23 protein-coding genes are annotated in these 23,148 nt (G+C 66.0%); 10 read left to right on the plus strand and 13 right to left on the minus strand.

The window, feature by feature from the left end; all coding sequences use genetic code 11:
• Window positions 1-3: 3 nt before the first annotated feature.
• A complete protein-coding gene (locus tag LGR44_RS15175) occupies window positions 4-840 on the minus strand; it encodes a universal stress protein (RefSeq protein WP_226741552.1) in 837 nt (278 codons plus the stop codon).
• An 85-nt stretch (window positions 841-925) separates the two neighbouring features.
• On the minus strand, window positions 926-1,750 hold the full coding sequence (locus LGR44_RS15180; RefSeq protein ID WP_226741553.1) for a polyphosphate kinase 2 family protein: 825 nt from the start codon (window positions 1,748-1,750) through the stop codon (window positions 926-928).
• A 139-nt stretch (window positions 1,751-1,889) separates the two neighbouring features.
• Here LGR44_RS15180 and LGR44_RS15185 point away from each other — a divergent pair, with 139 nt between their 5' ends.
• Window positions 1,890-2,525 carry a glutathione S-transferase family protein gene (locus tag LGR44_RS15185; protein WP_226741554.1) on the plus strand — a complete coding sequence of 212 codons (636 nt, stop codon included), beginning with the start codon at window positions 1,890-1,892 and terminating at the stop codon, window positions 2,523-2,525.
• A 4-nt stretch (window positions 2,526-2,529) separates the two neighbouring features.
• Here the strand turns inward: LGR44_RS15185 and ligD are convergent, their stop codons facing one another.
• From ligD to LGR44_RS15220, 7 genes are all read right to left on the minus strand, one after another.
• The gene (gene ligD / locus LGR44_RS15190) at window positions 2,530-4,098 is read right to left on the minus strand and encodes a non-homologous end-joining DNA ligase (RefSeq protein ID WP_226741555.1); all 1,569 of its coding nucleotides are present in this window, start codon (window positions 4,096-4,098) and stop codon (window positions 2,530-2,532) included.
• Window positions 4,099-4,138: 40 nt separating this feature from the next.
• On the minus strand, window positions 4,139-5,779 hold the full coding sequence (locus LGR44_RS15195; protein WP_226741556.1) for an ABC transporter ATP-binding protein: 1,641 nt from the start codon (window positions 5,777-5,779) through the stop codon (window positions 4,139-4,141).
• A 1-nt stretch (window position 5,780) separates the two neighbouring features.
• A complete protein-coding gene (locus tag LGR44_RS15200; protein ID WP_226741557.1) occupies window positions 5,781-6,923 on the minus strand; it encodes an ABC transporter permease subunit in 1,143 nt (380 codons plus the stop codon).
• An 8-nt stretch (window positions 6,924-6,931) separates the two neighbouring features.
• Window positions 6,932-7,852: an oligopeptide ABC transporter permease OppB gene (gene oppB, locus LGR44_RS15205; RefSeq protein ID WP_226741558.1), complete on the minus strand. Its 921-nt coding sequence runs from the start codon at window positions 7,850-7,852 to the stop codon at window positions 6,932-6,934.
• An 86-nt stretch (window positions 7,853-7,938) separates the two neighbouring features.
• Window positions 7,939-9,522, minus strand: coding sequence for a peptide ABC transporter substrate-binding protein (locus LGR44_RS15210; protein WP_226741559.1), 1,584 nt, complete (start codon window positions 9,520-9,522; stop codon window positions 7,939-7,941).
• A 152-nt stretch (window positions 9,523-9,674) separates the two neighbouring features.
• A complete protein-coding gene (locus tag LGR44_RS15215; protein ID WP_226741560.1) occupies window positions 9,675-10,109 on the minus strand; it encodes a GlcG/HbpS family heme-binding protein in 435 nt (144 codons plus the stop codon).
• Between the two features lie 49 nt (window positions 10,110-10,158).
• Window positions 10,159-11,385 (minus strand): urate hydroxylase PuuD, encoded by a 1,227-nt coding sequence (locus LGR44_RS15220; RefSeq protein WP_226741561.1) that lies wholly within the window; start codon window positions 11,383-11,385, stop codon window positions 10,159-10,161.
• Window positions 11,386-11,591: 206 nt separating this feature from the next.
• Here LGR44_RS15220 and uraH point away from each other — a divergent pair, with 206 nt between their 5' ends.
• The 5 genes from uraH to LGR44_RS15245 all read left to right on the plus strand — a co-directional run bounded on the left by uraH (window position 11,592) and on the right by LGR44_RS15245 (window position 15,378).
• On the plus strand, window positions 11,592-11,945 hold the full coding sequence (gene uraH, locus LGR44_RS15225; RefSeq protein WP_226741562.1) for a hydroxyisourate hydrolase: 354 nt from the start codon (window positions 11,592-11,594) through the stop codon (window positions 11,943-11,945).
• Window positions 11,946-11,951: 6 nt separating this feature from the next.
• Window positions 11,952-13,394 carry an allantoinase PuuE gene (puuE, locus tag LGR44_RS15230; RefSeq protein WP_226741563.1) on the plus strand — a complete coding sequence of 481 codons (1,443 nt, stop codon included), beginning with the start codon at window positions 11,952-11,954 and terminating at the stop codon, window positions 13,392-13,394.
• Window positions 13,395-13,469: 75 nt separating this feature from the next.
• Window positions 13,470-13,787: a rhodanese-like domain-containing protein gene (locus LGR44_RS15235; RefSeq protein ID WP_226741564.1), complete on the plus strand. Its 318-nt coding sequence runs from the start codon at window positions 13,470-13,472 to the stop codon at window positions 13,785-13,787.
• A gap of 145 nt (window positions 13,788-13,932) precedes the next feature.
• On the plus strand, window positions 13,933-14,370 hold the full coding sequence (locus LGR44_RS15240; protein WP_226741565.1) for a c-type cytochrome: 438 nt from the start codon (window positions 13,933-13,935) through the stop codon (window positions 14,368-14,370).
• A 60-nt stretch (window positions 14,371-14,430) separates the two neighbouring features.
• Window positions 14,431-15,378: a c-type cytochrome gene (locus tag LGR44_RS15245; protein WP_226741566.1), complete on the plus strand. Its 948-nt coding sequence runs from the start codon at window positions 14,431-14,433 to the stop codon at window positions 15,376-15,378.
• A 26-nt stretch (window positions 15,379-15,404) separates the two neighbouring features.
• Here LGR44_RS15245 and LGR44_RS15250 read toward each other — a convergent pair whose 3' ends face one another.
• A complete protein-coding gene (locus LGR44_RS15250; protein WP_226741567.1) occupies window positions 15,405-16,022 on the minus strand; it encodes a helix-turn-helix domain-containing protein in 618 nt (205 codons plus the stop codon).
• Window positions 16,023-16,144: 122 nt separating this feature from the next.
• Window positions 16,145-17,077, minus strand: a complete 933-nt coding sequence (locus tag LGR44_RS15255) for a DMT family transporter (RefSeq protein ID WP_226741568.1) — start codon at window positions 17,075-17,077, stop codon at window positions 16,145-16,147.
• A gap of 188 nt (window positions 17,078-17,265) precedes the next feature.
• Between LGR44_RS15255 and LGR44_RS15260 the strand changes: the two genes are divergently transcribed.
• Both LGR44_RS15260 and LGR44_RS15265 read left to right on the plus strand, forming a co-directional pair.
• A complete protein-coding gene (locus tag LGR44_RS15260) occupies window positions 17,266-18,081 on the plus strand; it encodes a UDP-2,3-diacylglucosamine diphosphatase (RefSeq protein WP_226741569.1) in 816 nt (271 codons plus the stop codon).
• On the plus strand, window positions 18,081-19,118 hold the full coding sequence (locus LGR44_RS15265; protein WP_319004861.1) for a glycosyltransferase family 4 protein: 1,038 nt from the start codon (window positions 18,081-18,083) through the stop codon (window positions 19,116-19,118). The genes LGR44_RS15260 and LGR44_RS15265 overlap by 1 nt, the downstream gene beginning before the upstream one ends.
• On the opposite strand, the gene LGR44_RS15270 is transcribed toward LGR44_RS15265, so the two are convergent.
• Window positions 19,097-19,642, minus strand: a complete 546-nt coding sequence (locus tag LGR44_RS15270; protein ID WP_226741570.1) for a hypothetical protein — start codon at window positions 19,640-19,642, stop codon at window positions 19,097-19,099. The genes LGR44_RS15265 and LGR44_RS15270 overlap by 22 nt on opposite strands.
• A gap of 136 nt (window positions 19,643-19,778) precedes the next feature.
• On the opposite strand from LGR44_RS15270, the gene LGR44_RS15275 reads away from it, so the two are divergent.
• Window positions 19,779-20,963: an MFS transporter gene (locus tag LGR44_RS15275; RefSeq protein WP_226741571.1), complete on the plus strand. Its 1,185-nt coding sequence runs from the start codon at window positions 19,779-19,781 to the stop codon at window positions 20,961-20,963.
• Here LGR44_RS15275 and dgcA read toward each other — a convergent pair.
• Window positions 20,933-21,916 carry an N-acetyl-D-Glu racemase DgcA gene (gene dgcA / locus LGR44_RS15280; RefSeq protein WP_226741572.1) on the minus strand — a complete coding sequence of 328 codons (984 nt, stop codon included), beginning with the start codon at window positions 21,914-21,916 and terminating at the stop codon, window positions 20,933-20,935. The genes LGR44_RS15275 and dgcA overlap by 31 nt on opposite strands.
• 79 nt (window positions 21,917-21,995) lie before the next feature.
• Between dgcA and LGR44_RS15285 the strand changes: the two genes are divergently transcribed.
• Window positions 21,996-23,147, plus strand: a complete 1,152-nt coding sequence (locus LGR44_RS15285; protein ID WP_226741573.1) for an ABC transporter permease — start codon at window positions 21,996-21,998, stop codon at window positions 23,145-23,147.
• The last annotated feature ends 1 nt before the right edge of the window (window position 23,148 follow it).

Raw genomic sequence — 23,148 nt, forward strand, 5'->3', positions numbered from 1 at the left:
CGGTCAGTGCGCCATCAGGACCGGAATGGTCGTGTTGTTGAGGATGTGGCTGGTCGCGCCGCCGAAGAACATCTGCCGCAGGCGGCTTTGGGTATAGGCGCCCTTCACCAGCAGGTCGCAGCCGAGAGAAGTCGCTTCCGAGAGGATCGTCTCGCCGGGCTTGTTGTTCGGATCGGGGGCGGTCATGGCTTCCGTCTGAAGGCCGCGCATTCGCAGGGAGCGCACCAGTTCGGCCGCGGAGGGGCCGGGAACCCCCCAATCCTCGAGTTCGAGGACGACGATGCGGCGGGCTTTCTCCAGGAGCGGCATCGACCCGAGCACGGCGCGGGCCGTTTCGGTGCTCCGGTTCCATGCGATCACGACCGTTTCGCCAAGGGTTTGCGGAACGGTCGGAGGCGCGATGAGCACGGGATGTCCCGTCTCGAACAGGGCGGCCTCGACGGTCGAAAGGCGCGTCTGGCCGTTCGAGCCGTCGGGGCGGCCGACGACGGTGACGTCGAAGACCCGGCCATAGGCGCCGAGGAAGGCGTCTTCCATCAGGCCGTCCTGCCGCCAGGAAAAGCCGAGGCCGGCCAGGCCCGCCGCCGCACGCTGAACCTGCTTCCTCACCATGAAGGCTTCGAAGCGCTCGCGGCACGCCCGCGCCATTTCGAGGCGGTTCTCCGGAGTGATGGGCGAGGGCACGCCGATCGCGATGTCGACCGGCAGCACGACGGGATAGTCGGGCGTGATGGCAAGCCCTTCGATGTAGCTGTCGAACAACCGGCCCATGAGAAGGGCGGTTTCCAGGATCGGCTCGACCACGCCGTGGTCTTCAATGGGAACGAGAATGCTTTTCATGCGAGTATTGTCGCGCTCAATCCACCCGTCGGCAAGCCCATACGGCCAAGGTTGTGGATTGGGTCTCGGGGTTCGCGGAAGCGGGTCAGGTGACCGTGAAGTCGCTGGGATTCCATGAAACCGTTGGATATTGCGGATTCATGCCTTCGAGAGTGGCCTTCACGATAGTGGCGATGGCGGCGTTGCGCACCCATTTCCGGTCTGCCGGGACCACGTGCCAAGGCGCCCAGGGCGTCGAGCACCGGTTGAGCATCGTCTCGTAGGCATCCTGGAAGTCGTCCCAGTGTTCCCGGTCGTCGAGATCGCCCGGGCTGAACTTCCAGTGCTTCTTCGGGTTGTCGAGGCGCTCCTGCAGCCGTTCCGCCTGCTCCTTCTTGGAAATGTGGAGCATGAATTTGAGGATGACGGTGCCGTTTTCGACCAGCATCTTCTCGAAATTGTTGATCTGGTCGTAGCGCTGTTCGATCGTTTCCTTCGGGGCAAAGCCCCGCACCCTCGCGATCAGCACTTCCTCGTAATGCGAGCGGTTGAAGATGCCGATGGTGCCGCGCCTCGGAACGGCCGCGTGGACGCGCCAGAGGTAATCGTGCGCCCGCTCGATCTCCGACGGCGGCCTGAAGGCCGTGACGGAAACACCGAGAGGCCCCGTCGCATTGAAGACGCCGCGAATGGTGCCGTCCTTGCCCGACGTGTCCGTTCCCTGGAGAACGACGAGGAGCGCACGCTGCCCCTCCGCGTAGAGACGATCCTGGAGCGCGTCGATCTCCCGCGCCAGCATCTCCGTTGCGGCCTTCGTCTCCTTGTCGTCTCCGAACCCGCACTTGTCGCGAGGGTCCCGCTGTTTCAGATCGACAGGCGTGCCGGGCTTCACCAGAAGCTTCTCGATCAGTTCCTGCGGTTGGTCCAGCATTCCTGCCCTCCTGACGTGCGACAAGACGATAGAGCGGGGCGATGCGAAAGGAAGGTCTGGATGGCGCCCGGACCCATCTTTACTCGTCGTCCGCCCAACCTTACCAAGAAACATCGCCACGAGACCGGAAGGCAAAGGAATGCTCGCTCTCTATTATTTCCCCGGCAATGCCAGCCTGCTGCCGCACATGATGCTGCGGGAAATCGGAGCGCCTTTCGAGCTTCGTCTCGTGGACAGGGCGCAGAACGCCCAGAAGAGTCCGGATTATCTCAAGCTCAATCCCAACGGCCGCATCCCCGTTCTCGTCGACGGCGATCTCGTCCTGTTCGAAACGGCGGCGGTCGCGCTCCACCTCGTCGACAAGTTTCCGGAAGCCGGTCTCGCTCCCGCTGTCGGCACGGCCGAGAGGGGGGAGTTCTACAAGTGGATGGTCCATCTCACCAATACGCCCCAGGCCGAATACCGGGCCTGGTTCTACCCGCATGAGCATGTGAGCGACGAGGCGGCGGCGGCGAGCGTGAAGCAGGCCGCGGAGCAACGCCTCAACCGCATGTTCGACGTGATTTCCGATCAGATCGGGGACAGGCAGTGGCTGTTGGGGGATCGGTTCTCCGCAGCCGATCTCTTCCTCCTGATGCTCATCCGCTGGGGGCGGGGAATGCCGCGCCCGCCGCGTTCGATCCCGAACCTCAAGGCTTTCGCCGATCGGGTGCTGGCACGCCCCGCAGTGCAGGAGGCGTTCAAGGTCGAAGGCATTCAGGAGCCTTTGATCTGACGCATCAACCCTTCGATGCGCGCCGGGTGCGCCTGCGCTCCGGCAGGGTCTGCTCGACCGCTCGCATGTCCGCCCAAGGGTCTCGCTTCAACGAGGCAAGACGCTTGCGCAGGTTCTGAACCGTGAACCCGTTCGGCTTGAGCTTCGGCGACAGCTCCTCCCACGCCACCGGCGTGGCGATGGGCGCACCCGGGCGGGAGCGCGTCGAATAGGGCGCGACCGCAGAGGCCTCGCGGTTGTTGCGCAGATAGTCGATGAAGATCCGGCCTTCGCGTTCGCTCTTCACGGACGTGGTCGTGTAGCGGTCAGGCTCGTCGGCGGCCATGGCCTCGGCCATCTCCCGCGTGAAGGCCAGCGCGTCCTTCCACGGGGCACGCGGCGTCAGCGGTGCCACCACATGAAGGCCCTTGCCGCCGGTCGTCTTGACGAAGCTGTCGAGACCGACGCCTTTCAGGCGCTCGCGCACCGCGCGGGCTCCTTCGATCACGAGCGGCCAATCCACCCCCTCGCCGGGGTCGAGATCGAAGATGAGGCGGTCGGGCTTTTCGAGGTCGTCGAGGGTGGCGCCCCAGACATGCATCTCCAGGACGCCGGACTGGACGAGAGCCACGACGCCCTGGATGTCCCTGACCAGCAGGATCTCCTGCTCGCCCCCATCGTCGGGAACCATTGCCCGATGAACGGCATCGCTCATGCCGGCCCAGGAATGGCGCTGGACGAAACACTTCTTCTGCGCGCCCGACGGGCAGCGGATCAGCGTCAGCGGACGCTCGACCAGATGCGGCAGGAGCCACTCGGCGATGTCCACGTAGAACTCCGCCAGTTGCTGCTTGGTCAGGCCCTGCTCCTCCCACAGCACACGGTCCGGATGGGACAGGGAGATGCCGGCCACCTCCACCCGGTGATCGTCCTTGGCCTTCCTGGCGGGGGATGATCGTTCGGCGGCCTTCGGCTTCGCCTTGCTCGCGGTTTTCCTCGTCGCCTTTGCTTTCGACGGCGACTTCGGCTTGCCCGAGATCTCCTCGATAGACCGGCCGGTTTTGACCGAGAGCGGTGCCTCCTGTAGGATGTCGGGCTCGTCCTCGCCGCGGGCGAACTCGTCCTCCGCCTTGATCAGCAACCAGGATTCCTGACGCTCGCGCGGGCGTTTTCCCATGCGGACCAGGTGCCACGAGCCATGCAGCTTCTCGCCGTTCAGGCGGAAGGTGAGGCGGCCCTTGGCATAGGCCTCCTCTGCGTCGCCCTCGGGCTCCCAGGTTCCCTGGTCCCACAAGAGGACGGTGCCGCCGCCATACTGACCTTCGGGGATGGCGCCTTCGAAGTCGCCGTACTCGACCGGGTGGTCCTCGACATGGACAGCGAGGCGCTTCTCGCCCTTGACCAGGCTCGGACCCTTGGCGACGGCCCAGCTCTTCAGCACGCCGCCGAGCTCCAGGCGGAAATCGTAGTGCAGACGCGAAGCGTCGTGCTTCTGGACGACGAAGGCGGCCCCCGTCCGGCGGGAGGCCTTTCCCTTCGGTTCGGAGGTTTTGGTGAAATCGCGCTTGGCGCGATAGGGCGCGAGCTTTGCCATGGCGCGGAGTCAAATCCGCGCCGGGCATTCGGTTCCAGGCTCAGGAGGCGAGCGGCTCGCCCGCGACCGGAGCCGTGCCGGGGGTGCGTTCGTGCAGGAAGGCCGCCGCGATGAGATCGCGGGTGTATTCCTCCTTCGGCCGGTCGAAGATCTCCTCGGCCGTGCCGCGCTCCACCACCTTGCCGCTCTTCATCACCATGATTTCGTCGGAGAGTGCGCGCACCACCGCGAGATCGTGGCTGATGAAGATATAGGCCAGCCCGTGCGCCTGCTGCAGGTCGCGCAGCAGCTCGACGATCTCCTTCTGGACCGACCGGTCGAGGGCCGAGGTCGGCTCGTCGAGCACCACGAGCTTGGGATGCAGGATCATGGCACGGGCGATGGCGATGCGCTGGCGTTGGCCGCCGGAGAACTCGTGCGGGAAGCGGTTGCGCCAGGCCGGATCGAGACGGACCTCCTCGAAGGCCTGGGCGGCGCGCCGGTCACGCTCCTTCCGCGAGATGCTCGGCTCGTGCACGAGAAGGCCCTCGGTCACGATCTCGCCGGCGGTCATGCGGGGGGAAAGCGAACCGAAGGGGTCCTGGAACACGAGCTGCAGGTGGCGCCGCAAGGGCCGCATCCCGCTCCGGTCGAGGGGCATGAGGTTCCGGTCCTCGAACCGCACCGTGCCGGAGGCCGGCAGGAGCTTCAGGACGGCCCGGCCGAGCGTGGACTTGCCCGAGCCGGACTCGCCCACCACGCCGACCGTCTCGCCCGCCCGCACCGACAGGCTGACCCCGTCGACCGCGCGAAGCACATGGCTCCCGCGGCCGAACAGGCCGGACTTGAGGACGAACTGAACCTCGATGTTGCGGGCGTCCAGCACGAGGGGCGCGTTCATCGAGACCGGCTCCTTGCGTCCGGTCGGCTCGGCATCGATCAGCATCTGCGTGTAGGGATGCTTGGGTGCCGTGAAGATGTCCTGCGTGATGCCGCTCTCCACGACCTCGCCGCGCTTCATGACGTAGGTGCGGTCCGCGAAGCGGCGCACGATGCCCAGATCGTGGGTGATGAACACGATGGACATGCCGAGGCGCTTCTGCAGGTCGCCGAGCAGTTCGAGGATCTGCGCCTGCACCGTCACGTCGAGAGCCGTGGTCGGCTCGTCGGCGATCAGCACGTCCGGGTTGTTGGCGAGCGCCATGGCGATCATCACGCGCTGGCGCTGGCCCCCCGACAGCTCATGGGGATAGGCGTCGATGCGCCGGGCCGGGTCCGGAATGCGGACGAGCTCCAGGAGCTCGATGGCCCGGGCCCGGGCCTTCGACTTGCTCAGGCCTCCATGGGTGGTCAGGGGCAGGGCCAGCTGGTCGCCGATCCGGTAGAGGGGATCGAGGGACGTCATCGGCTCCTGGAAGATCATGGTGAGCTTGGAGCCGCGATAGCGGTTGAGCTTGTCGGGGGAAAGCCCCACCAGCTCGTCGCCGCGATACTTCACGGAGCCTTCCGCCCAGCCGTTGGAGGCCAGGAGCCCCATGACCGACATCATGGTCTGGCTCTTGCCCGAGCCGGATTCGCCTACGATGGCCACGGTTTCCCCGGGGTTCACATCCAGGTCGATGCCCTTCACCGCATGGAGGATGCCGTCTCCGGTGCGGAACCGGACGTGAAGATTGCGGACCGAGAGAACGGGTTCGGCCATGTCAGCGGTCCTTCGGGTCGAGCGCGTCGCGCAGGCCATCGCCGATGAAGTTGAGGCAGAACAGGATCGCGACGAGCGTGATGGAGGGATAGATCAGCATCCAGGTGGCGCCCTGGATGTTCTTGGCGCCTTCCGAGATGAGGACGCCGAGGCTGGTGTTCGGCTCCTGCACGCCCAGTCCCAGGAAGGACAGGAAGCTCTCCAGCAGGATCACCTTGGGCACCAGAAGCGTCATGTAGACGACCACCGGCCCGAGCGCGTTGGGAATCACGTGACGGCGGATGATGCCGCGCGTCTCGACCCCCAGCGCCTCGGCGGCCTGGACGTATTCCTGCCGCTTGATCGAAAGGGTCTGCCCCCGGACGATGCGGGCCATGTCGAGCCATTCGACCGCGCCGACCGCAATGAACATCAGGACGAAGTTCCGGCCGAAGAATACGACCAGCATGATCACGAAGAAGATGAAGGGCAGGGAGTAGAGGATGTCGACGATGCGCATCATCACCAGGTCGACCCGCCCGCCCAGATAGCCGGAGGTCGCGCCGTAGATCACGCCGATGAGGATCGCCACGAAGGTGGCGAGCAGTCCGATCGCAAGCGAGATCTGCCCGGCCTTCATGGTGCGGGTGAGGAGATCGCGCCCGTTGGTGTCGGTGCCGAAGAAGAAGTATTGCCGCCGGATCGGCACGTCGACGAGGAGCCGCCGGCCCTCGTCCTGGCGCTCGACCACCTGGGCGGGGCCGAACAGGTCTGAGCGTTCGAAATAGGCCAGAAGCCTCTCGTCGATGGGGCGGCTGCTCGAACTCACGAGGGTGACATGGGCGACGTCGCCGTCGATGGCGATGTTCTCGGGCTTCGCCCTCACGCGCGAGCCGATCCGTGCGATGTTGGGCTCGATCTGGTCCGCCTTGGGATAGGCCTCCAGGCTGGCCGGGACCTTCACGTAATCCGTATAGACCCTGTCGAAGGGATGGCCGGTCACGTAGGGGCCGAAGATGCACGCGATGGCGATGAGCGCGAGCACGATGATGCTGGTGAGGGCGGCGCGGTTGCGCACGAGGCGGCCCCGGGCCTCGGCCCAGAGGGAGCGCCCGGTCACCGTGCCCTTCATGGTTTCGACGGGAAGTACAGCGCCTTGGGCCATGGCACGTCTCAATCGTAGCGGATGCGCGGATCGATAAGGGCGTAGAGGATATCGACCACGAGGTTGAACAGGAGAACGAAGACGGCGACGACGACCACGGTGCCCATGACGAGCGTGTAGTCACGGTTGAGGGCCCCTTCGACGAAGTAGCGGCCGATGCCGGGCAGGCCGAAGATGGTCTCCACCACCACGGACCCGGTCAGGAGCGCGGCGGCCGCCGGGCCGAGATAGGACACCACCGGCAGGGCCGCGCCGCGAAGGGCATGAGCCACGATCACCCGCAGGGGCAGGCCGAGGGACCGGAGGGTGCGGATGTGGTTGGAGCGCAGGTTCTCGATCATGGCCGCCCGGGTCATGCGCGCGACGACGGCGATCTGCGGCAGGGCCAGCACGATGACCGGCAGGATGAGATTGCGGGGGCTCCCGTCGGCCCAGCCCGCCACCGGCAGCCAGGCCAGCGCAAGCCCGAACACGATCTGAAGGATGGGGGCCACGACGAAGTTCGGAATGGTCAGGCCGAGGGCGCCCGTACCCGTCACCAGATAGTCGACGGCGCTGTTCTGGCGAAGGGCCGCGATGGCGCCGAGGGTTCCGCCGACGAGGACCGCAACGGTCAGGGCGAGGGCGCCGAGGGTTATGGAAATCGGCAGGCCGCGGGCGAAAAGCTCCGCCACGCTGAAGTCGCGCAGGATGAAGGACGGGCCGAAATCGCCCTGCATCACGGCGCTCAGGTAGAGCCAGTACTGCTCGATCAGCGGGCGGTCGAGCTGGTAGATCCGGTTCAGGTTCTCCATCACCTTCGCCTCGAGCGGGCGCTCGAGATCGAACGGGCCGCCGGGGGCGAGCCGGATCAGGAAGAACGAGATGGTGACGATGATAAACAGCGTCGGGATCGCCGAGAGGAATCGGCGGAAGATGAAGGAGAGCAAGGCAGGCTCCTCCCACTTGAGAACGCGTGAACGGCTAAAAAAATAGGGCGGCCTGCAGCACAGGCCGCCCCTTGCTCAGCGAAAACTCACTGCGTCTTCGAGAGGAAGCGGGTCGGATAGACGCCGCGGGTGTTCTGCACGAAGCCCTTGATCTTCGGCGAGATCAGGTTGCTCTTGCCGTAGTACATGATCGGGATCCAGGGCATGTCCTTCATGAGGATCGCCTCGGCCTTCTTCATGATGTCGGCGCGCTTGGTCAGGTCCAACTCCTTGGCGGCCTGCTCCAGGAGCTTGTCGAACTCCGGATTGTTGTACTTGCCGTAGTTGAAGCCCTTGTTGTCGCTCTTGAGCAGGAACAGGAAGTTGTTCGGGTCCGAATAATCGGCGATCCAGCCGTAGCGGGCGATGTCGAAGTCGCCGCCGTCGCGCAGATGGGCGAAGTGGGTCTTGCCGTCCGTGTTGATGAAGGACGTCTCGACGCCGATCTGCTTCCACTGGTCGGCGATGGCGATGACGCTGTTGCGGTTGTTGTCCGTGGTGTTGTAGCGGATCTGGACCTTCAGCGGCTTGCTCTCGTCGAACCCGGCTTCCTTGAGGAGGGCCTTGGCCTTGTCCTCACGGTCGATGGGGGACACGTCCTTGTAGTCCATGTAGGCGGGCTGGCTGTAATTGCCCACGCCCGGCGGCATGAACGAATAACCCGGCTGCATCGTCTCGCCCCAGATCTCGCTCGCGATGAACTCGCGGTCGATCGCCATGGAGAGGGCCTGGCGCACGCGCACGTCGTTGAAGGGAGCCTTCGACGAATTCGTCACGAGATACCACGTGCCGAGATACGGGCCGAGCTTGACCTGATCCTTGAAGCGCTCCTTGAGCGACTTGATCTGGTCCGCAGGAAGCTCGTCCATCGAGTCCAGCTCGCCCGCCTCGTAACGGCGCACGGCCGCGGCGAGATCCGGATGCGGAATGACGTTGACCGTGTCGATCTGGACGTCCTTCGCGCCGTGATAGTGCTCGTTCTTCGTGAGCTTGATGTGCGAGTTCGGCACGAACTCGGCGAGCTTGTAGGCGCCGTTCGTCACCATGTTGCCCGGCTTTACGAAGTCCTTGCCGAACTTCTCGACGGAGGCCTGATGAACGGGAAGGCTGGTCTGGTGGGTGAGAAGCTCGATGAAGTAGGGGGTCGGCTGCTCCAGGGTGATCTCGACGGTCTTGTCGTCGATGGCCTTGACGCCGAGTTCCTCGACCTTGGCCTGGCCCTTGTTGATCTTCTCGGCATTCTTGATCGGGTACAGGATGTTCGCGTATTTCGCGCCCGTCTCCGGATTCATGATGCGGCGGTAGGAATAGACGAAGTCCGAAGCCTTCACCGGATCGCCGTTCGACCACTTGAGACCGTCGCGCAGGGTGAAGCGGTAGGTCGTGCCGTCGTCGCTGACTTCCCACTTCGCGGCTTGGCCGGGCACGGCCTCGCCCTTGGCGTTGTAGGTCACGAGACCTTCGAGCAGGTCGCGCAGGATGTGGGCTTCCTGCACGGTCGAGGTCTTGTGGGTGTCGAGAGTCTCGGGCTCGCCGGTGTTACCGCGATTATAGACGACTTCAGCCGAAGCGGCGCCCATGAGGGCTGCCGTTGCGACGGCTGCCAGAGCCGTGCGTTTCAACCAGGACATTGACGCGTTCCCTTTACTGTTATTCCTAGGTTTCGAATTGTTTCGGCTTCAACCATCAGGCGAAACCTTATCCCATTTGTTGTTCAAACAACTGTTCATGTCCAGTACTATTCAATCGGCTGGACGAACGGGGGAGCGAGGTGCCCGGGGCCCTAGGCTCCGGTATCGAAGATCAGGCCCGCGGCCTCGATTCCGGCTGTCGCGGCGATCTCGTCGTTGTCCGAGGTGTCGCCCGAAACGCCGACCGCCCCGAGAATATTCCCCTGTGAATCCTTGATCAGGACACCGCCGGGCACCGGCACGAGCAGGTTGCCGGTCGCGTGGGTTACTCCGGCGATGAAATGGGGGCGGTCCACCGCCATCTTGTGCAGGGCCCGCGAGCCCAGGCCGACGGCCAGGGCGCCATAGGCCTTGCCCATGGCGATCTCGGCCCGCTTGAGGCTGGTGCCGTCCTCCGACAGGAGGGCCTTCACGGCGCCGCGGGCGTCGTAGACGACCACCGACAGGGGCTTGAAGCCCTTCTCCCGGCCGGCCCTGAGGGTGGCGTCGGCAATGGCTTGAGCGGTTTCCAGAGCAAGTTCGGACAATCCGATCCCCTTTTGTTTCAGTGGGTTATAGAGCAGCGTTTCAGGCCGCCTAGCGAGAGGCGGCGTCTTTCTGCGCGAGCCAGGCCGCCACGACCTTGCGCTCGTCCAGGGTCATTTCGGTGATGTTGTTGGGCGGCATCGCGTGGGTCAGCACGCTCTGGACCCGGATGAGCTCCGCATGGCGGGCGATCTCCTCCGGGGTGTCGAGGCGCACGCCCTTGGGGGCGACCGGAATGCCCTCCCAGACCGGCTCCGCCGCATGGCACATGGAGCAGCGGGACTGGATCGTGAGGACGGCCTCGTCGAAGGAGGCCGTCATCGCGGCGGGGGAGGCCTCGGTAGGACCTTCCGCCATGTTGGCCTCTCCCGGCTTGCCGATAATGGAGAGCCAGACCGCCAGGGCGATGCAGGCGGCGGCCACGCCCCAGCTCCACCAGGGCGAGCCCTTGTCCGCATGGCGGGAATTGTAGAAGTGCCGCACCACCGCTCCCGCGATCACCACGAGGCCGATGATGGCGACCGCGTAGCGGGACGACCAGGCCAGCGGATAATGATTCGAGAGCATCAGGAAGATGACCGGCAGCGTCAGGTAGTTGTTGTGCGTCGAGCGCAGCTTGGCTTCCTTGCCGAGCCTCGGATCGGGGGAGCGACCGGCCAGCAGGTCCGCCACCACCTTCTTCTGGTTGGGAATGATGACGAAGAAGACGCTGGCCGACATCCAGGTCGCGATCATGGCCCCCGTATGGAGGAAGGCGGCGCGCCCGTTGAAGACCTGCGTGAACGCGAAGGCCGCCGCCAGGATGTAGACGAAGAGCACCACGCCGAGGGCGACCCCGTTCTTCCCGAGGGGCGACCGGCACAAGCCTTCATAGACGAGCCAGCTGAGAAGAATGCCGCCGATGCCGATGGCCGCGGCCTGCCAGGGCTCGAGCGCCCGGACGGCCGGGTCGATGGTGTAGAGATCCGCGTGGAGATAGTAGATCCAGACGATCAGGAAGAAGCCGCTGATCCAGGTGGAATAGCTCTCCCACTTGAACCAGGTCAGCTCCTTCGGCATCTCGGGCGGGGCCACGAAATACTTGCGCATGTTGTAGAAGCCGCCGCCGTGGACCTGCCAGGCCTCGCCCCCCACGCCCTGGGGCAGTCCTTCTCTCTTCTTAAGGCTGAGATCCAGGTGGATGAAATAGAAGGACGATCCGATCCAGGCAATCGCGGTAATGACATGGATCCAGCGGAGGATCTGGCTGATCCATTCGGAAATCTGCGGGTCGATCATGCGGCCACTTGTAATGATAGGGAACATCTAGCCTAGGGCGGCACCGCCGAATGCGAAAGGCCCGGCTGCGGGCTTTTTCAACAGGTTCCCTCACGGGGAATCCTCGGGTTCGTCCTCGGCCCGAGCGGCGGCGTCTTGACGGCGGTACGCCGCATCGAAAAGCTCTGCCGGTCCGATCGTTCTCCCCCGCTGCTTTCGAGGTTCCCATGGGCCGCCTGTCCACCCACGTTCTGGATACAGCCAACGGCAAGCCCGCCAAGGGCCTGGAGATCGAGCTCTTCGCCATCGACGGCGAGCGGCGGCGTTCGATCCTGCGCACGCGCACCAATGACGACGGCCGCACGGACGGGCCGCTCATGAGCGGCGAGACCTTCCACACGGGCACCTACGAACTCGTCTTTCACGTGGGCGCCTATTTCCGGTCCATCGGCACGGCCACCGCCGATCCGCCGTTCCTGGACGTCGTGCCCATCCGCTTTTCCATCGCCGAGCCGCTCGGGCACTACCACGTGCCGCTCCTCGTCTCGCCTTGGAGCTATTCCACCTATCGAGGAAGCTGATCGACCATGGCCGAGGCCACCTATCCCCGCGATCTCGTCGGCTACGGCCGCAATCCGCCCCATCCCCATTGGCCGAACGACACGCGCATCTGCGTCCAGTTCGTGATCAACTACGAGGAGGGGGGCGAGAACAACATCCTCCACGGCGACAGGGCCTCCGAGGCCTTCCTGTCCGAGATCGTCGGCGCGGCGCCTTGGCCGGGGCAGCGCCACATGAGCATGGAATCGATCTACGAATACGGCTCCCGCGCGGGGTTCTGGCGCCTGTGGCGCATGTTCACCGAGCGCGGGATGCCGGTGACGGTCTACGGGGTCGCGACGGCCCTCATGCGCAATCCGGAAGCCGTCGCGGCCATGAAGGAGGCCGGCTGGGAGATCGCGAGCCACGGGCTCAAATGGATCGACTACCGGGATTTCTCCTCCGACGAGGAGAGGGCGCACCTGAAGGAGGCGATCCGCATCCACACGGAGGTGACCGGCGAGCGGCCGCTCGGATGGTATACGGGCCGCACCTCGGAGCACACCAACCGCCTCGTGGCGGAGGAGGGCGGCTTCCTCTACAGCGCGGATTCCTATGCGGACGAGCTGCCCTACTGGGAGACGCATGGCAGGCACTCCCAGCTGATCGTGCCCTACACGCTCGACGCCAACGACATGCGCTTCGCGACGCCGCAGGGCTTCAACTCGGGCGATCAGTTCTACGCCTATCTGAAGGATACGTTCGACACGCTCTACGCGGAGGGCGAGACGGCCCCGAAGATGATGTCGGTCGGCCTGCATTGCCGCCTCGTCGGCCGCCCCGGGCGCGCGGCGGCCCTGGCGCGCTTCCTCGACTACGTCGCATCCCACGACCGGGTCTGGGTGGCGCGGCGCGTCGACATCGCCCGGCACTGGATCAGGCGCCACCGTCCGGCCGATCTCAAGCCCAGCACCATGAACCGGTCGCTGTTCGTGGAGCTGTTCGGCGACGTGTTCGAGCATTCCCCCTGGATTGCCGAGCGGGCCTACGATGCCGGCCTCACCACGGCCCAGGACACGGCCGAGGGGCTGCACGCGTCGATGGTCCATGTGCTGTCGGACGCAACCCGGGAACAGAAGCTCGGTCTCATCCGCGCCCATCCCGACCTCGCGGGTCGGCTGAAGCTTGCCGACCTCACCGCCGATTCGAGGGGAGAGCAGGCCTCGGCGGGCCTCGACAGCCTCACCGAGGAGGAGCGCGACCGCTTCCTCGCCCTCAACGATTCCTACAAGCGCAAATTCGGCTTCCCGTTCATCATGGCCGTGAAGGGGCGCACGAAAGAGGAGATCCTCGCCGCCTTCGAGGAAAGGCTGGAGCACGACCCGGACCAGGAATTCGATACGGCGGTCGTCCAGATCGAGCTCATCGCCCTCCTGCGGCTGAAGGATCGCCTTCCGTCCCTGGCGGACGTGTTCTCGTCGCTGGCCTGAGGCGGTCCCGCCCGGCCGGATTGCGGTCCTGCCGCCGGAACCTTAAATGCTCTCCACCACAAGGGAGAAGTTTTCATGAGCGCATCAGCCGGACACGTGGATCTGGACCGCGAGGACGTCAAGCGGGGACTGGCCGAGGGATCGATCCATCTGGTCGATGTCCGGGAGCCCCATGAATTCGCGGCCGGCCACATCCCGGGCTCGATCTCGCATCCCCTGTCGGCCTTCGATCCCTCCAGCCTGCCGACCGACAGGCGGATCGTCTTTTCCTGCGCCGCGGGCGTGAGGTCGCTGCGGGCCATCGAGTTCGCGCAGGCCGCCGGGCGCGACGTGCGCGAGCACTACAAGGGCGGCTTCAAGGACTGGGCGGCGGCGGGCGAACCGGTGGAATAGGGGCACCCACGGATTGTCGCGGGTACCTCACATAGATTTGTTCCAAAGTAGAGTGCTCAAGCTTGGCAAGATGTGCACTACTATCCTCCCGCCGGTGACGGCTCGAATGGGAAGCCGTCGATCGCGCTCATAAGAGGGGAACTACATGAAGCGCACTATCTTCGTCGCCAGCTTGCTTGCGCTCGGGGTCACCGCAGCCATCGCGCAGAGCAACGTCGTCGAACAACGCCAGCAGTTGATGAAGGAGATGGGTGCGCAGACCCGTCCCATCGGCGCCATGCTGCGCGGTCAGGAGCCCTTCGACCTCGCGAAGGTTCAAGCCGGCCTGAAGGTTTTCGCCGAGAACTCGCAGAAGGCTCAGTCCCTCTGGCCCGAAAGCTCCAAGGATGCGCCGAAGACCGATGCGCTTCCGGCCATCTGGCAGAACAAGGCGAAGTTCGAGTCGATCATGACGGAACTGCACCAGGACGCCCAGACGGCGATGTCCGCCATCAAGGACGAGGCATCCTTCAAGGCGCAGATGCCCCAGGTGCTGCAGAATTGCGGCGCCTGCCACAACGACTTCCGGAAGAAGAGCTCCTAAGTCGTCGTAGATCGTACGCGGGCGGCCTTTCGGCCGCCCGTTTCGTTTGGAGATTCGGTGATGCGCAAGGTGCTCGGAGGCCTGCTCCTCCTCGTCGTATTCGGTGTGCTCGGCTTCTTCGCCCTGACCTCTCCCTCCGCGTACCGGCTCCTGCGGGGCGGGGCGGCGGCCGGAGACGCGGGCGCGATCGATCCGGCCCGGGCACCCGACATGGAGAACGGGCGGGCCCTGTTCTTCGCCGGCGGATGCACCTCCTGCCATGCCACTCCCAACCAGGACGACAAGTTGCGGCTGGGGGGCGGCTATGCCCTCAACTCGCCTTTCGGCACCTTCCATGTTCCCAACATCTCGCCCCACAGGCAGGACGGGATCGGTTCCTGGAGCACGGCGGAGTTCATCCGCGCCATGCGGGAGGGCGTTTCGCCCGATGGGCGGCACTACTATCCGGCCTTTCCCTACACGTCCTACCAGCGCATGACGCCGGCCGATCTCGCCGATGTCTTCGCCTTCATTCAGACCCTTCAGCCTGTCGAGGGCCGGGCTCAGGCTCACGACCTGCCGTTCCCCTACAATATCCGCCGGGGCGTCGGCCTGTGGAAGCTCGCCTTCCTCGACGGGCACGTCTTCACGCCCGATCCGACGAAATCCGAGAGCTGGAACCGGGGCGCCTATCTGGTGAACGGGGCCGGCCATTGCGCCGAGTGCCACAGCGAGCGCAACGCGGCGGGGGCGATCATCGAGGAGCGCCGATTCGCCGGCGGGCCCGATCCGGAGGGCCGGGGGACCGTTCCCAACATCACGCCTCACTCCAGCGGTATCGGGGGCTGGACTGTGGACGAGATCGCCACCCTGTTGAAAACGGGGGAAACCCCGCTCTTCGACACGGTCGGCGGACCGATGGGGTCGGTGGTCGCAAACACCGCGCAGCTCTCCGACGCGGACCGTCGGGCCATGGCGGAATACCTGCTCTCCCTGCCGGAGCGAGAGGGCTACAAGCGGCCTGAATGATCGGTGGACAAGCTGGGGACGGGCTGTCAGTCCATCACGGCCGCTTTGAGGATGCAGACCATGGTGGCCCGCCCGGGCCCGTCGCCGACGCAGCGGACCGAGTGCGGGCGGTCGCAGCGGTAGCGCAGGGTCTCGCCCGTCTTCGCCCTTTGGGTGGAACCGCCGACCTCGACCTCGAACTCGCCCTCCAGCACCGAGAGGCACTCGATGGAGCCGCGCTGGTGGCTGTCGGAATCGAGCACGCCGCCGGGCTCCGACTGCACGTCGTACCATTGCAGCCATTCGATGGTCTTGAGCCAGCCGATGATGGCAAGGCGCATCTTGCCGTCCTCCGACACGAGGATCGGCGTGTCGGCCTTGGACGATTTCTCGATGAACGGCTCCTCGTCGCTGGTGGCGAGAACCCGCTCGATGGACACGTCGAGGGCCTGGCTGAGGCGCCAGATGGTGGCGAGGGTCGGGTTCGTCTCGTTCCGCTCGATCTGGCTGATGATGGATTTCGCCACGCCCGACTGCTCGGCGAGTTCGGAGAGCGACAGGTTGTAGGCCTTGCGCAGCCGCTGGATGGTCTTGCCCATGTGGCCGGATAGAACCTGAGCGCCGGTCTCGAGATCCCGGCTCCGCTCCTTGCCTTCAACGCCCATCGTGCCCGCCTTGCCTGTTCTGAAAGACCGAACGTTCGTTCCTCAAAACGGTTTTGGGACAACCTCAGGGGTGGGTCAAGCACCAGGGGTGTCGCGGCGCGCCTTTTCCTGTCGGCAGGGCGTCAGCCGCCCGGTTTGGGCGAGGCCGCCTTCAGTTCATGGGCCCGCATCAGCCCGAGCTGGTGCTCGCGCCAGACGATGAAGAGGCCCGTGCCCGCCACGATGGTGGCGCCGGTCAGCATGGTGCCGGTGGGAAGATCGCCGAAGACCATCCAGCCGAACAGGAGCGCCCAGATCATGGTGGTGTATTCGAACGGCGCGATGATCGAGGTATCCGCGAAGCGGTAGCTCTGGGTCAGCAGGATCTGCCCGATCCCGCCGAGGATGCCGCCGACGACGAACAGGGCCATGTCGTAGGCGTCCGGCATGCGCCAGCCCAGCACGATGGTGCAGAGGGACAGGGCCGAGGCGAGAATGAAGAAGTAGAAGACGATGGCGCCCGTTTTCTCGGTCGCCGTCAGGCGGCGCACCTGGATCATGGCCCCGGCGGAGCAGAAGGCGCCCAGCAGCGCGCAGAGCGCGCCGAGGGTCGGCCCGCCGCTGAGGCTCCCGGTGAAGGTCTCGACCTTCAGGTAGGGCGAAAGCATGATCAGGACGCCGACGAAGCCGATGCCAACGGCGCTCCAGCGGTAGGCCCGCACCTTCTCCTTGAGCAGCAGGGCCGCCAGGATCACGACGATCAGCGGCGAGGCGTAGCCGATGGCGATGGAATCGTGGAGCGGCAGGTAGGAGAGGGCGGCAAAGCCAAGATACATGCCCGAGGTGCCGATGAGGCCGCGCAGGAAGTGGCCGCGCACGTTGTCGGTCCGCACGGCGTTGATCAGGTCCCCTTGCCAGGCCAGCCAGGCCAGGAGCGGAAGCAGGGCGAAGGCCGAACGGAAGAAGACCACCTCTCCGACGGGGTAGCGGGCCATCAGGGTCTTCAACGTAGCCGACATCATCGTGAAGACGAGGGCGGACAGGACTTTGAGGGAGATCCCCAGGAGAGGTTTCAAGGCGTGAGTCGCTTCGGTTGGAGACGCAACCAAACACGATGCGGCTCTCCCGTGAAGGCCTTTCGGGCGGAAAATCCCTGCGTCAGGCACATGCGAGAGTTCGCGACTGTCACAAAATCGCAAGGCTAACGTCACAGACACGATACGCGAATCCGGTCTGGTCAGGGGACACGCCGAGTGAGGACCCCATGGCCGAAGCATTCGAGGCCGTCCGCGTGCGGACGCTGTTCCTGTCGGATCTCCATCTGGGCACCAGGGGGTGCCAGGCCGGTCCGCTGCTGGCGTTCCTGAAGGCCTATGATGCCGACATCATCTATCTCGTGGGCGACATCGTCGACGGCTGGAAGCTCAAATCGGGTTGGTACTGGCCCCAGGCCCACAACGACGTCGTCCAGAAGCTCCTGCGCAAGGTCCGGAAGGGCGCCAAGCTGGTGTACATCCCCGGCAACCACGACGAGTTCCTGCGGGACTATATCGGGGTCAATCTCGGCGGCATCGAGCTGGCCGACCATGCCCTGCACGAGACCGCCGACGGAAAGCGCTACCTCGTGATCCACGGGGACCAGTTCGACCTCGTGGTGCGCCATGCCCGCTGGCTGGCCCTGCTCGGGGACGGGGCCTACACGGCGGCGCTGTTCGTCAACACCCATCTCAACATCCTGCGCCGCCGCCTCGGCCTGACCTACTGGTCGCTCTCGTCCTGGGCCAAGCTGCGGGTGAAGAACGCCGTCAACTACATCAGCCGGTTCGAGGACCTTCTCGCCTCGGAGGCGAGGCGCCAGGAGGCGGACGGGGTCATCTGCGGCCATATCCACCATGCCGTCATGCACGAAAGGTTCGGCATCGCCTACGTGAACACCGGCGACTGGGTGGAATCCTGCACCGCCGTCGTCGAGCACTACGACGGCACCCTGCAGCTGATCCGGTGGGCCGAGCAGCCCGAGGCGCAGGCGGAAGGCCGGTCTCAGTCCGTGCCGGCCCTGGCCGGGACGCGGGTCGCCTGATGCGCGTCCTCGTCGCGACCGACGCCTGGCATCCGCAGGTGAACGGGGTCGTCCGCTCGCTGGAATACATGGCTGCGGAGGCGCCCCATTTCGGCGCCGAGATCGTCTTCCTCACGCCCGAGCGGTTCCGATCCGTTCCGATGCCGACGTATCCGGAGATCCGGCTGGCCCTGGCGACGCCGGGACGGGTCGCGCGCGTCCTCGACGAGGTCGCCCCCACGCACATCCATATCGCGACGGAAGGCCCTGTGGGCCTCGCGGCGCGTCTGGTCTGCCGCAGGCGGGACCTCGCCTTCACCACGAGCTACCACACCCGCTTTCCGGAATACGTCTCCGCCCGGACGCCCATTCCGGAGGCCTGGTCCTATCGGGCGCTGCGCTGGTTCCACCGCGAGGCCCGCGCCATGATGGTCAGCACCCCCTCCCTGGAGCGGGAGCTGGAGGGGCGCGGCTTCCACCGCATCCGGCGCTGGACCCGGGGCGTGGACACGCAGCTCTTCCGTCCGCGCCACGAACGGATCCTGGACGACCGCGCGCCCATCTTTCTTTTCGTCGGTCGGGTGGCGGTCGAGAAGAATATCGAAGCGTTCCTTTCCCTCGATCTTCCCGGCACCAAGGTGGTCGTGGGCGACGGCCCGGCACGGGCGGATCTGGAGCGGCGCTACCCGAAGGCCCGGTTCCTGGGCACCCTCGCCGGAGAGGATCTGGCACGGGTCTATGCCTCCTCGGACGTCTTCGTGTTCCCGAGCCTCACGGACACCTTCGGCATCGTCCTGCTGGAAGCCCTGGCCTCCGGCCTCCCGGTCGCGGCCTTTCCGGTCACGGGACCGGCCGACGTCATCGGCTCCTCGGCCTGCGGGGTCCTCGACGAGGATCTGCGCGAGGCGGCCCTGGCGGCCCTCGAGATCCCGAAGGACAGATGCCGGGCCTACGGCGAGACCTTTACCTGGCGCGAGAGCGCGCGACAGTTCTTCTCCAATATCGGTTCGGCCCACGAAGAGCCCGACCGCGGGCCTCACATCAGGAACGAGGGATAGGGACCCGGATGCAGGATCTGCTCGTCCGCTAGGCCAGGGGCCTCGGGAAAGGACGACTCCTTGTCGGGCGCAGGCTGATCGGGAGCGCAGACGGCCGCCATCTCGTGAATGCGGCCTTCGAGGTAGCGCAGGGTCTGGATGATCCGCCGGATGCGCTGCTCGGCCAGGGCCTGGAACTCCTCGTCGCTCAGGGGCTCCTGCGCCTCCAGGTCGAGGAGGTTCCTCAGGTCGTCCTGGCCCTTGCCGCGGGGGAGGAGGCCGAGCTCGCCCTTCGTCCGGGCGATGGTCCGCGCCATGTCCTGCAAGGTGGACCGGACCTGGTCCAGGGTCCGCCCGGCCGCGTCGTCGTGCGCGGTCTTCTCGATGCGGCCCAGGGCGGCCAGAACGGCCTCGGTATCCGCATTGCGGTTGCGCCGGGCGAATTCGCGCAGGAACCAGCGGCCCCGTGCCGTCTCCATGACGGCGGCTTCGATGGCGTCGTAATCAGCATTGCTGAACGTGACGCGCGTCTCGTCATCCGTCATGCTACACACTTCCCTTTCCGCGGGGTCCGCGATTCCCATTGTGTCGAAAGCAGGGGACAGCTCAACCCCTCAACACCTTCCTTAACGGTATTTTCACCGTGTTCTTCGTCGCGCCTATCCTTTCGGTGACCTTGCCGTGACCGCACCCACCCTCGTTTTCGGTATCCGCCTCGGCGCGCTGCAGGCTGCGAGCTTCGTCAGCATCGGGGTGTTCCTGCCTTTTTTCCCGCTTTGGCTGCAGAGCAAGGCGCTTCCGCCGACGATCATCGGGATCGTGGTCTCCATCCCGATCATCGTCCGCATCCTCGTTTCGGCCCCGCTCCTGATCCTGGCCGACAGGTCCTTCGGCCCACGCCGCCTCCTCCTGTGCAGCCATCTGGGCCAGATCGTCGGCTTCCCGCTGCTGATGCTGGCGGAGAGCAGCCTGGCGATCATCGCGATCGTCGCGCTCGTGGCCGTTGCGCAGGCGGCGGTCATCCCGGGAAACGACCTGGTGGTGACGGGCGCGGTGCAGCGGCGGCCGGGCCTCAACTACGGCTGGATCCGCGGTTGCGGATCGGTGGCCTTCTTCCTGGCCAACATCGCGGCCGGGTACCTGGTGGGAGGGTTCGGGGCCGGCGCCGTCGTCGTGGCGCTTTCGCTCATCCCCCTTCTCGGGATCTGGGCGACCTTCGTGGCCGTCAGGCCCGAGACGACCGAGGCTCCGGTTCGCGCCGACGACAAGGGGCGGTCCGCGGCGCCGGGCCTGCCCAAGGTGCTCTGGCTGGTTCTGATCGCGGCCGCGCTCACGCAGGGCACCCACGGGGCCCTGAACGCCTTCGCCAGCATCTACTGGCAGTCCCAAGGCTTCGCCGATGCCACGATCGGGTATCTCTGGGCGGCGGGCGTCGTCGCCGAGATCGTCGTCTTCTTCGTGCTCGGCCAGGCGGTGGGCAAGGGGTCGGGCGTGGGGCTGATCCTCATCGGATCGGCCGCCGCGGCGATCCGCTTCACGGTCATGTCCCTGCATCCGGGTCTCGGCCTGACCTTCGTGCTCCAGGCCATGCACAGCCTCTCCTTCGGCGCCACCCATCTCGGGACCATGGCAGCCCTGACGGCGTTCTCCCCACCACATGCCCGCGGGCGGGCGCAGGGCATCTACGGCACCCTCGCGGCCCTGGTGATGGCGCTCTCCACCATTGTGAGCGGCGTGATCTACCGGGAGGCGGGCGCCCTGGTCTTCGCCGCAATGGCGCCCCTCGGCGCCATCGGCTTCGTGCTGACGCTGCTTGCGGTCCGTCTCCTGCCGGCTCAGCCCCAGAGGGCGGGCAGCGGCGGGTAGACGATGCTGCCCTCATAGGTCAGGCCCGGCTCCCGGTCCTTCGCCAGCAGGAGAGGGCCGTCGAGATCGACGAAGCGGGCGCGCGGCGCCAGGACCATGGCCGGAGCCATGGCGAGCGACGTGCCGACCATGCAGCCGATCATCAGGGAGAAGCCCCTGGCCTCCGCCGCCTCGGCCAAAGCCAGGGCCTCGGTCAGGCCGCCGGTCTTGTCGAGCTTGATGTTGATCACGTCGTAGAGCCCTACCAGCCGGTCGAGGCTCGGCCGGTCGTGCACGCTCTCGTCGGCCAGGATCGGCACCGGCCTGTCGATGCCGCGCAGGGACTCGTCCTCCTTGGCGGGGAGGGGCTGCTCCACCAGGGCGTAGCCCGCATCGGCGCAGGCCGCGAGGTGGGCGGCGAGGTTTTCCTGGGTCCAGCCCTCGTTGGCGTCGGCGATGAGGGTGGCGTCGGGGGCGGCCTTGCGGACGGCGGCGATGCGTTCGAGATCCCCGCCGGGGCCGCCGAACTTCACCTTCAGGATCGGCCTTTCCGCCGCCCGGGCGGTCGCTTCCGCCATGGCCTCGGGCGTGTCGAGGCTGATCGTATAGGCCGTGGTCACGGGCGGCCAGCGGTTGACCCCTGCCGTCACATGGGCGCGGATGCCGGAGCGCTTGGCGTCGAGGTCCCAGAGGGCGCAGTCGACCGCGTTTCTGGCCGCTCCCGCCGGCATGGCGCTCTGGAGCGCCTCGCGGGTCAGCCCGGCCTCGATCTGCGGCCGCAGGGCCTCGATGGCCGCGGCGACGCCTTCGACCGTCTCGCCGTAGCGGGGGTAGGGGACGCATTCGCCATGACCGACTGCGCCGTTCTCGCCGATGGTCGCCGTCACGACGACCGCCTCGGTGCGGGACCCCCTTGCGATCGTAAACTTTCCTGCGATGGGAAAGCGGTCAATCGTCACGTCGAGCTTGCGCATTCTCTCTGCCTCTCCACAACTTCGGCTCGACTTGTGGCGTAGCAACACGCTATCACCAAGCGGAATCGATACCGGAAGGATGATCGTGGCGCAGAGCACCTTGGCTCAAGAGCCGCAAGTGAAAATCGAGCGTTCTGGGGACAAGGTGACCGCACGGATCGTCGGCCACTGGACCGCGGAGCATGCCGAGCTCGTGGAGTCCTTCGCGGCCGAGATCGGCGCCGAGGCCGACCAGCATCACGTGATCTTCGATTTGGGCGAAGTCCAGCGTCTGGACACCCTCGGCGCCTGGGTGCTCGACCGGACCCGGCACGAACTGGGGGAGCGCGGCCAGGCGGCCGACTTCGCCAATGCCAGCCCGGAACAGCAGATCCTGCTCGACGAGGTGGCCTATCGCGGCTTTCAGGAGCAGCCGAAGGCCCGGCATTCCAAGGCCATGGATTTTCTCGTCGACGTCGGCAAGAGCATGGCCGGGGCCGGCAAGGATCTGGTCGATGGCGTCGCGTTCCTGGGGGAGCTCGTCTCGGCCCTCATCCGGGTCGTCGTCCATCCCCGGCGCTTCCGGGGCACGGCGCTGGTCAACCAGCTCGAGCAGATCGCCTACCGGAGCGTGCCGATCATCGTGCTGATCTCGTTCCTCGTGGGCTGCATCGTCGCCCAGCAGGGCATCTTCCAGCTGGTCCGCTTCGGTGCCACGCCCTTCGTCGTGGACCTGATCGGCATCCTGGTCCTGCGCGAACTCGCCCTGCTCCTCACCTCCATCATGGTGGCCGGCCGGTCCGGCTCGGCCTTCACGGCCGAGATCGGCTCCATGAAGATGCGGGAGGAGATCGACGCCCTGCGGGTCATGGGGCTCGACCCCATCGAGGTCCTGATCGTTCCCCGGATCCTCGCCCTCGTCATCGGCCTGCCGCTCCTCACCTTCATCTCGTCCATCGCCGCGCTCTCGGGCGGCGGCGTGACGGCATGGCTCTACGGCGACGTCAGCCCGGACGTCTTCCTCTCCCGCCTGCGCGAGGCGGTGAGCATGAACACCTTCCTGGTCGGGCTCATGAAGGCGCCCTTCATGGCCCTGGTCATCGGCATCATCGCCACCCTCGAAGGGCTGGCGGTGGAAGGCTCCGCCGAGTCCCTGGGGCGCCACGTGACCTCGTCCGTGGTAAAGGCGATCTTCATGGTCATCGTCCTCGATGGCCTCTTCGCCATGTTCTTCGCAGCCATCAGGTACTGAA

This window comes from Microvirga lenta, from assembly GCF_020532555.1.
GTDB lineage: Bacteria > Pseudomonadota > Alphaproteobacteria > Rhizobiales > Beijerinckiaceae > Microvirga > Microvirga lenta.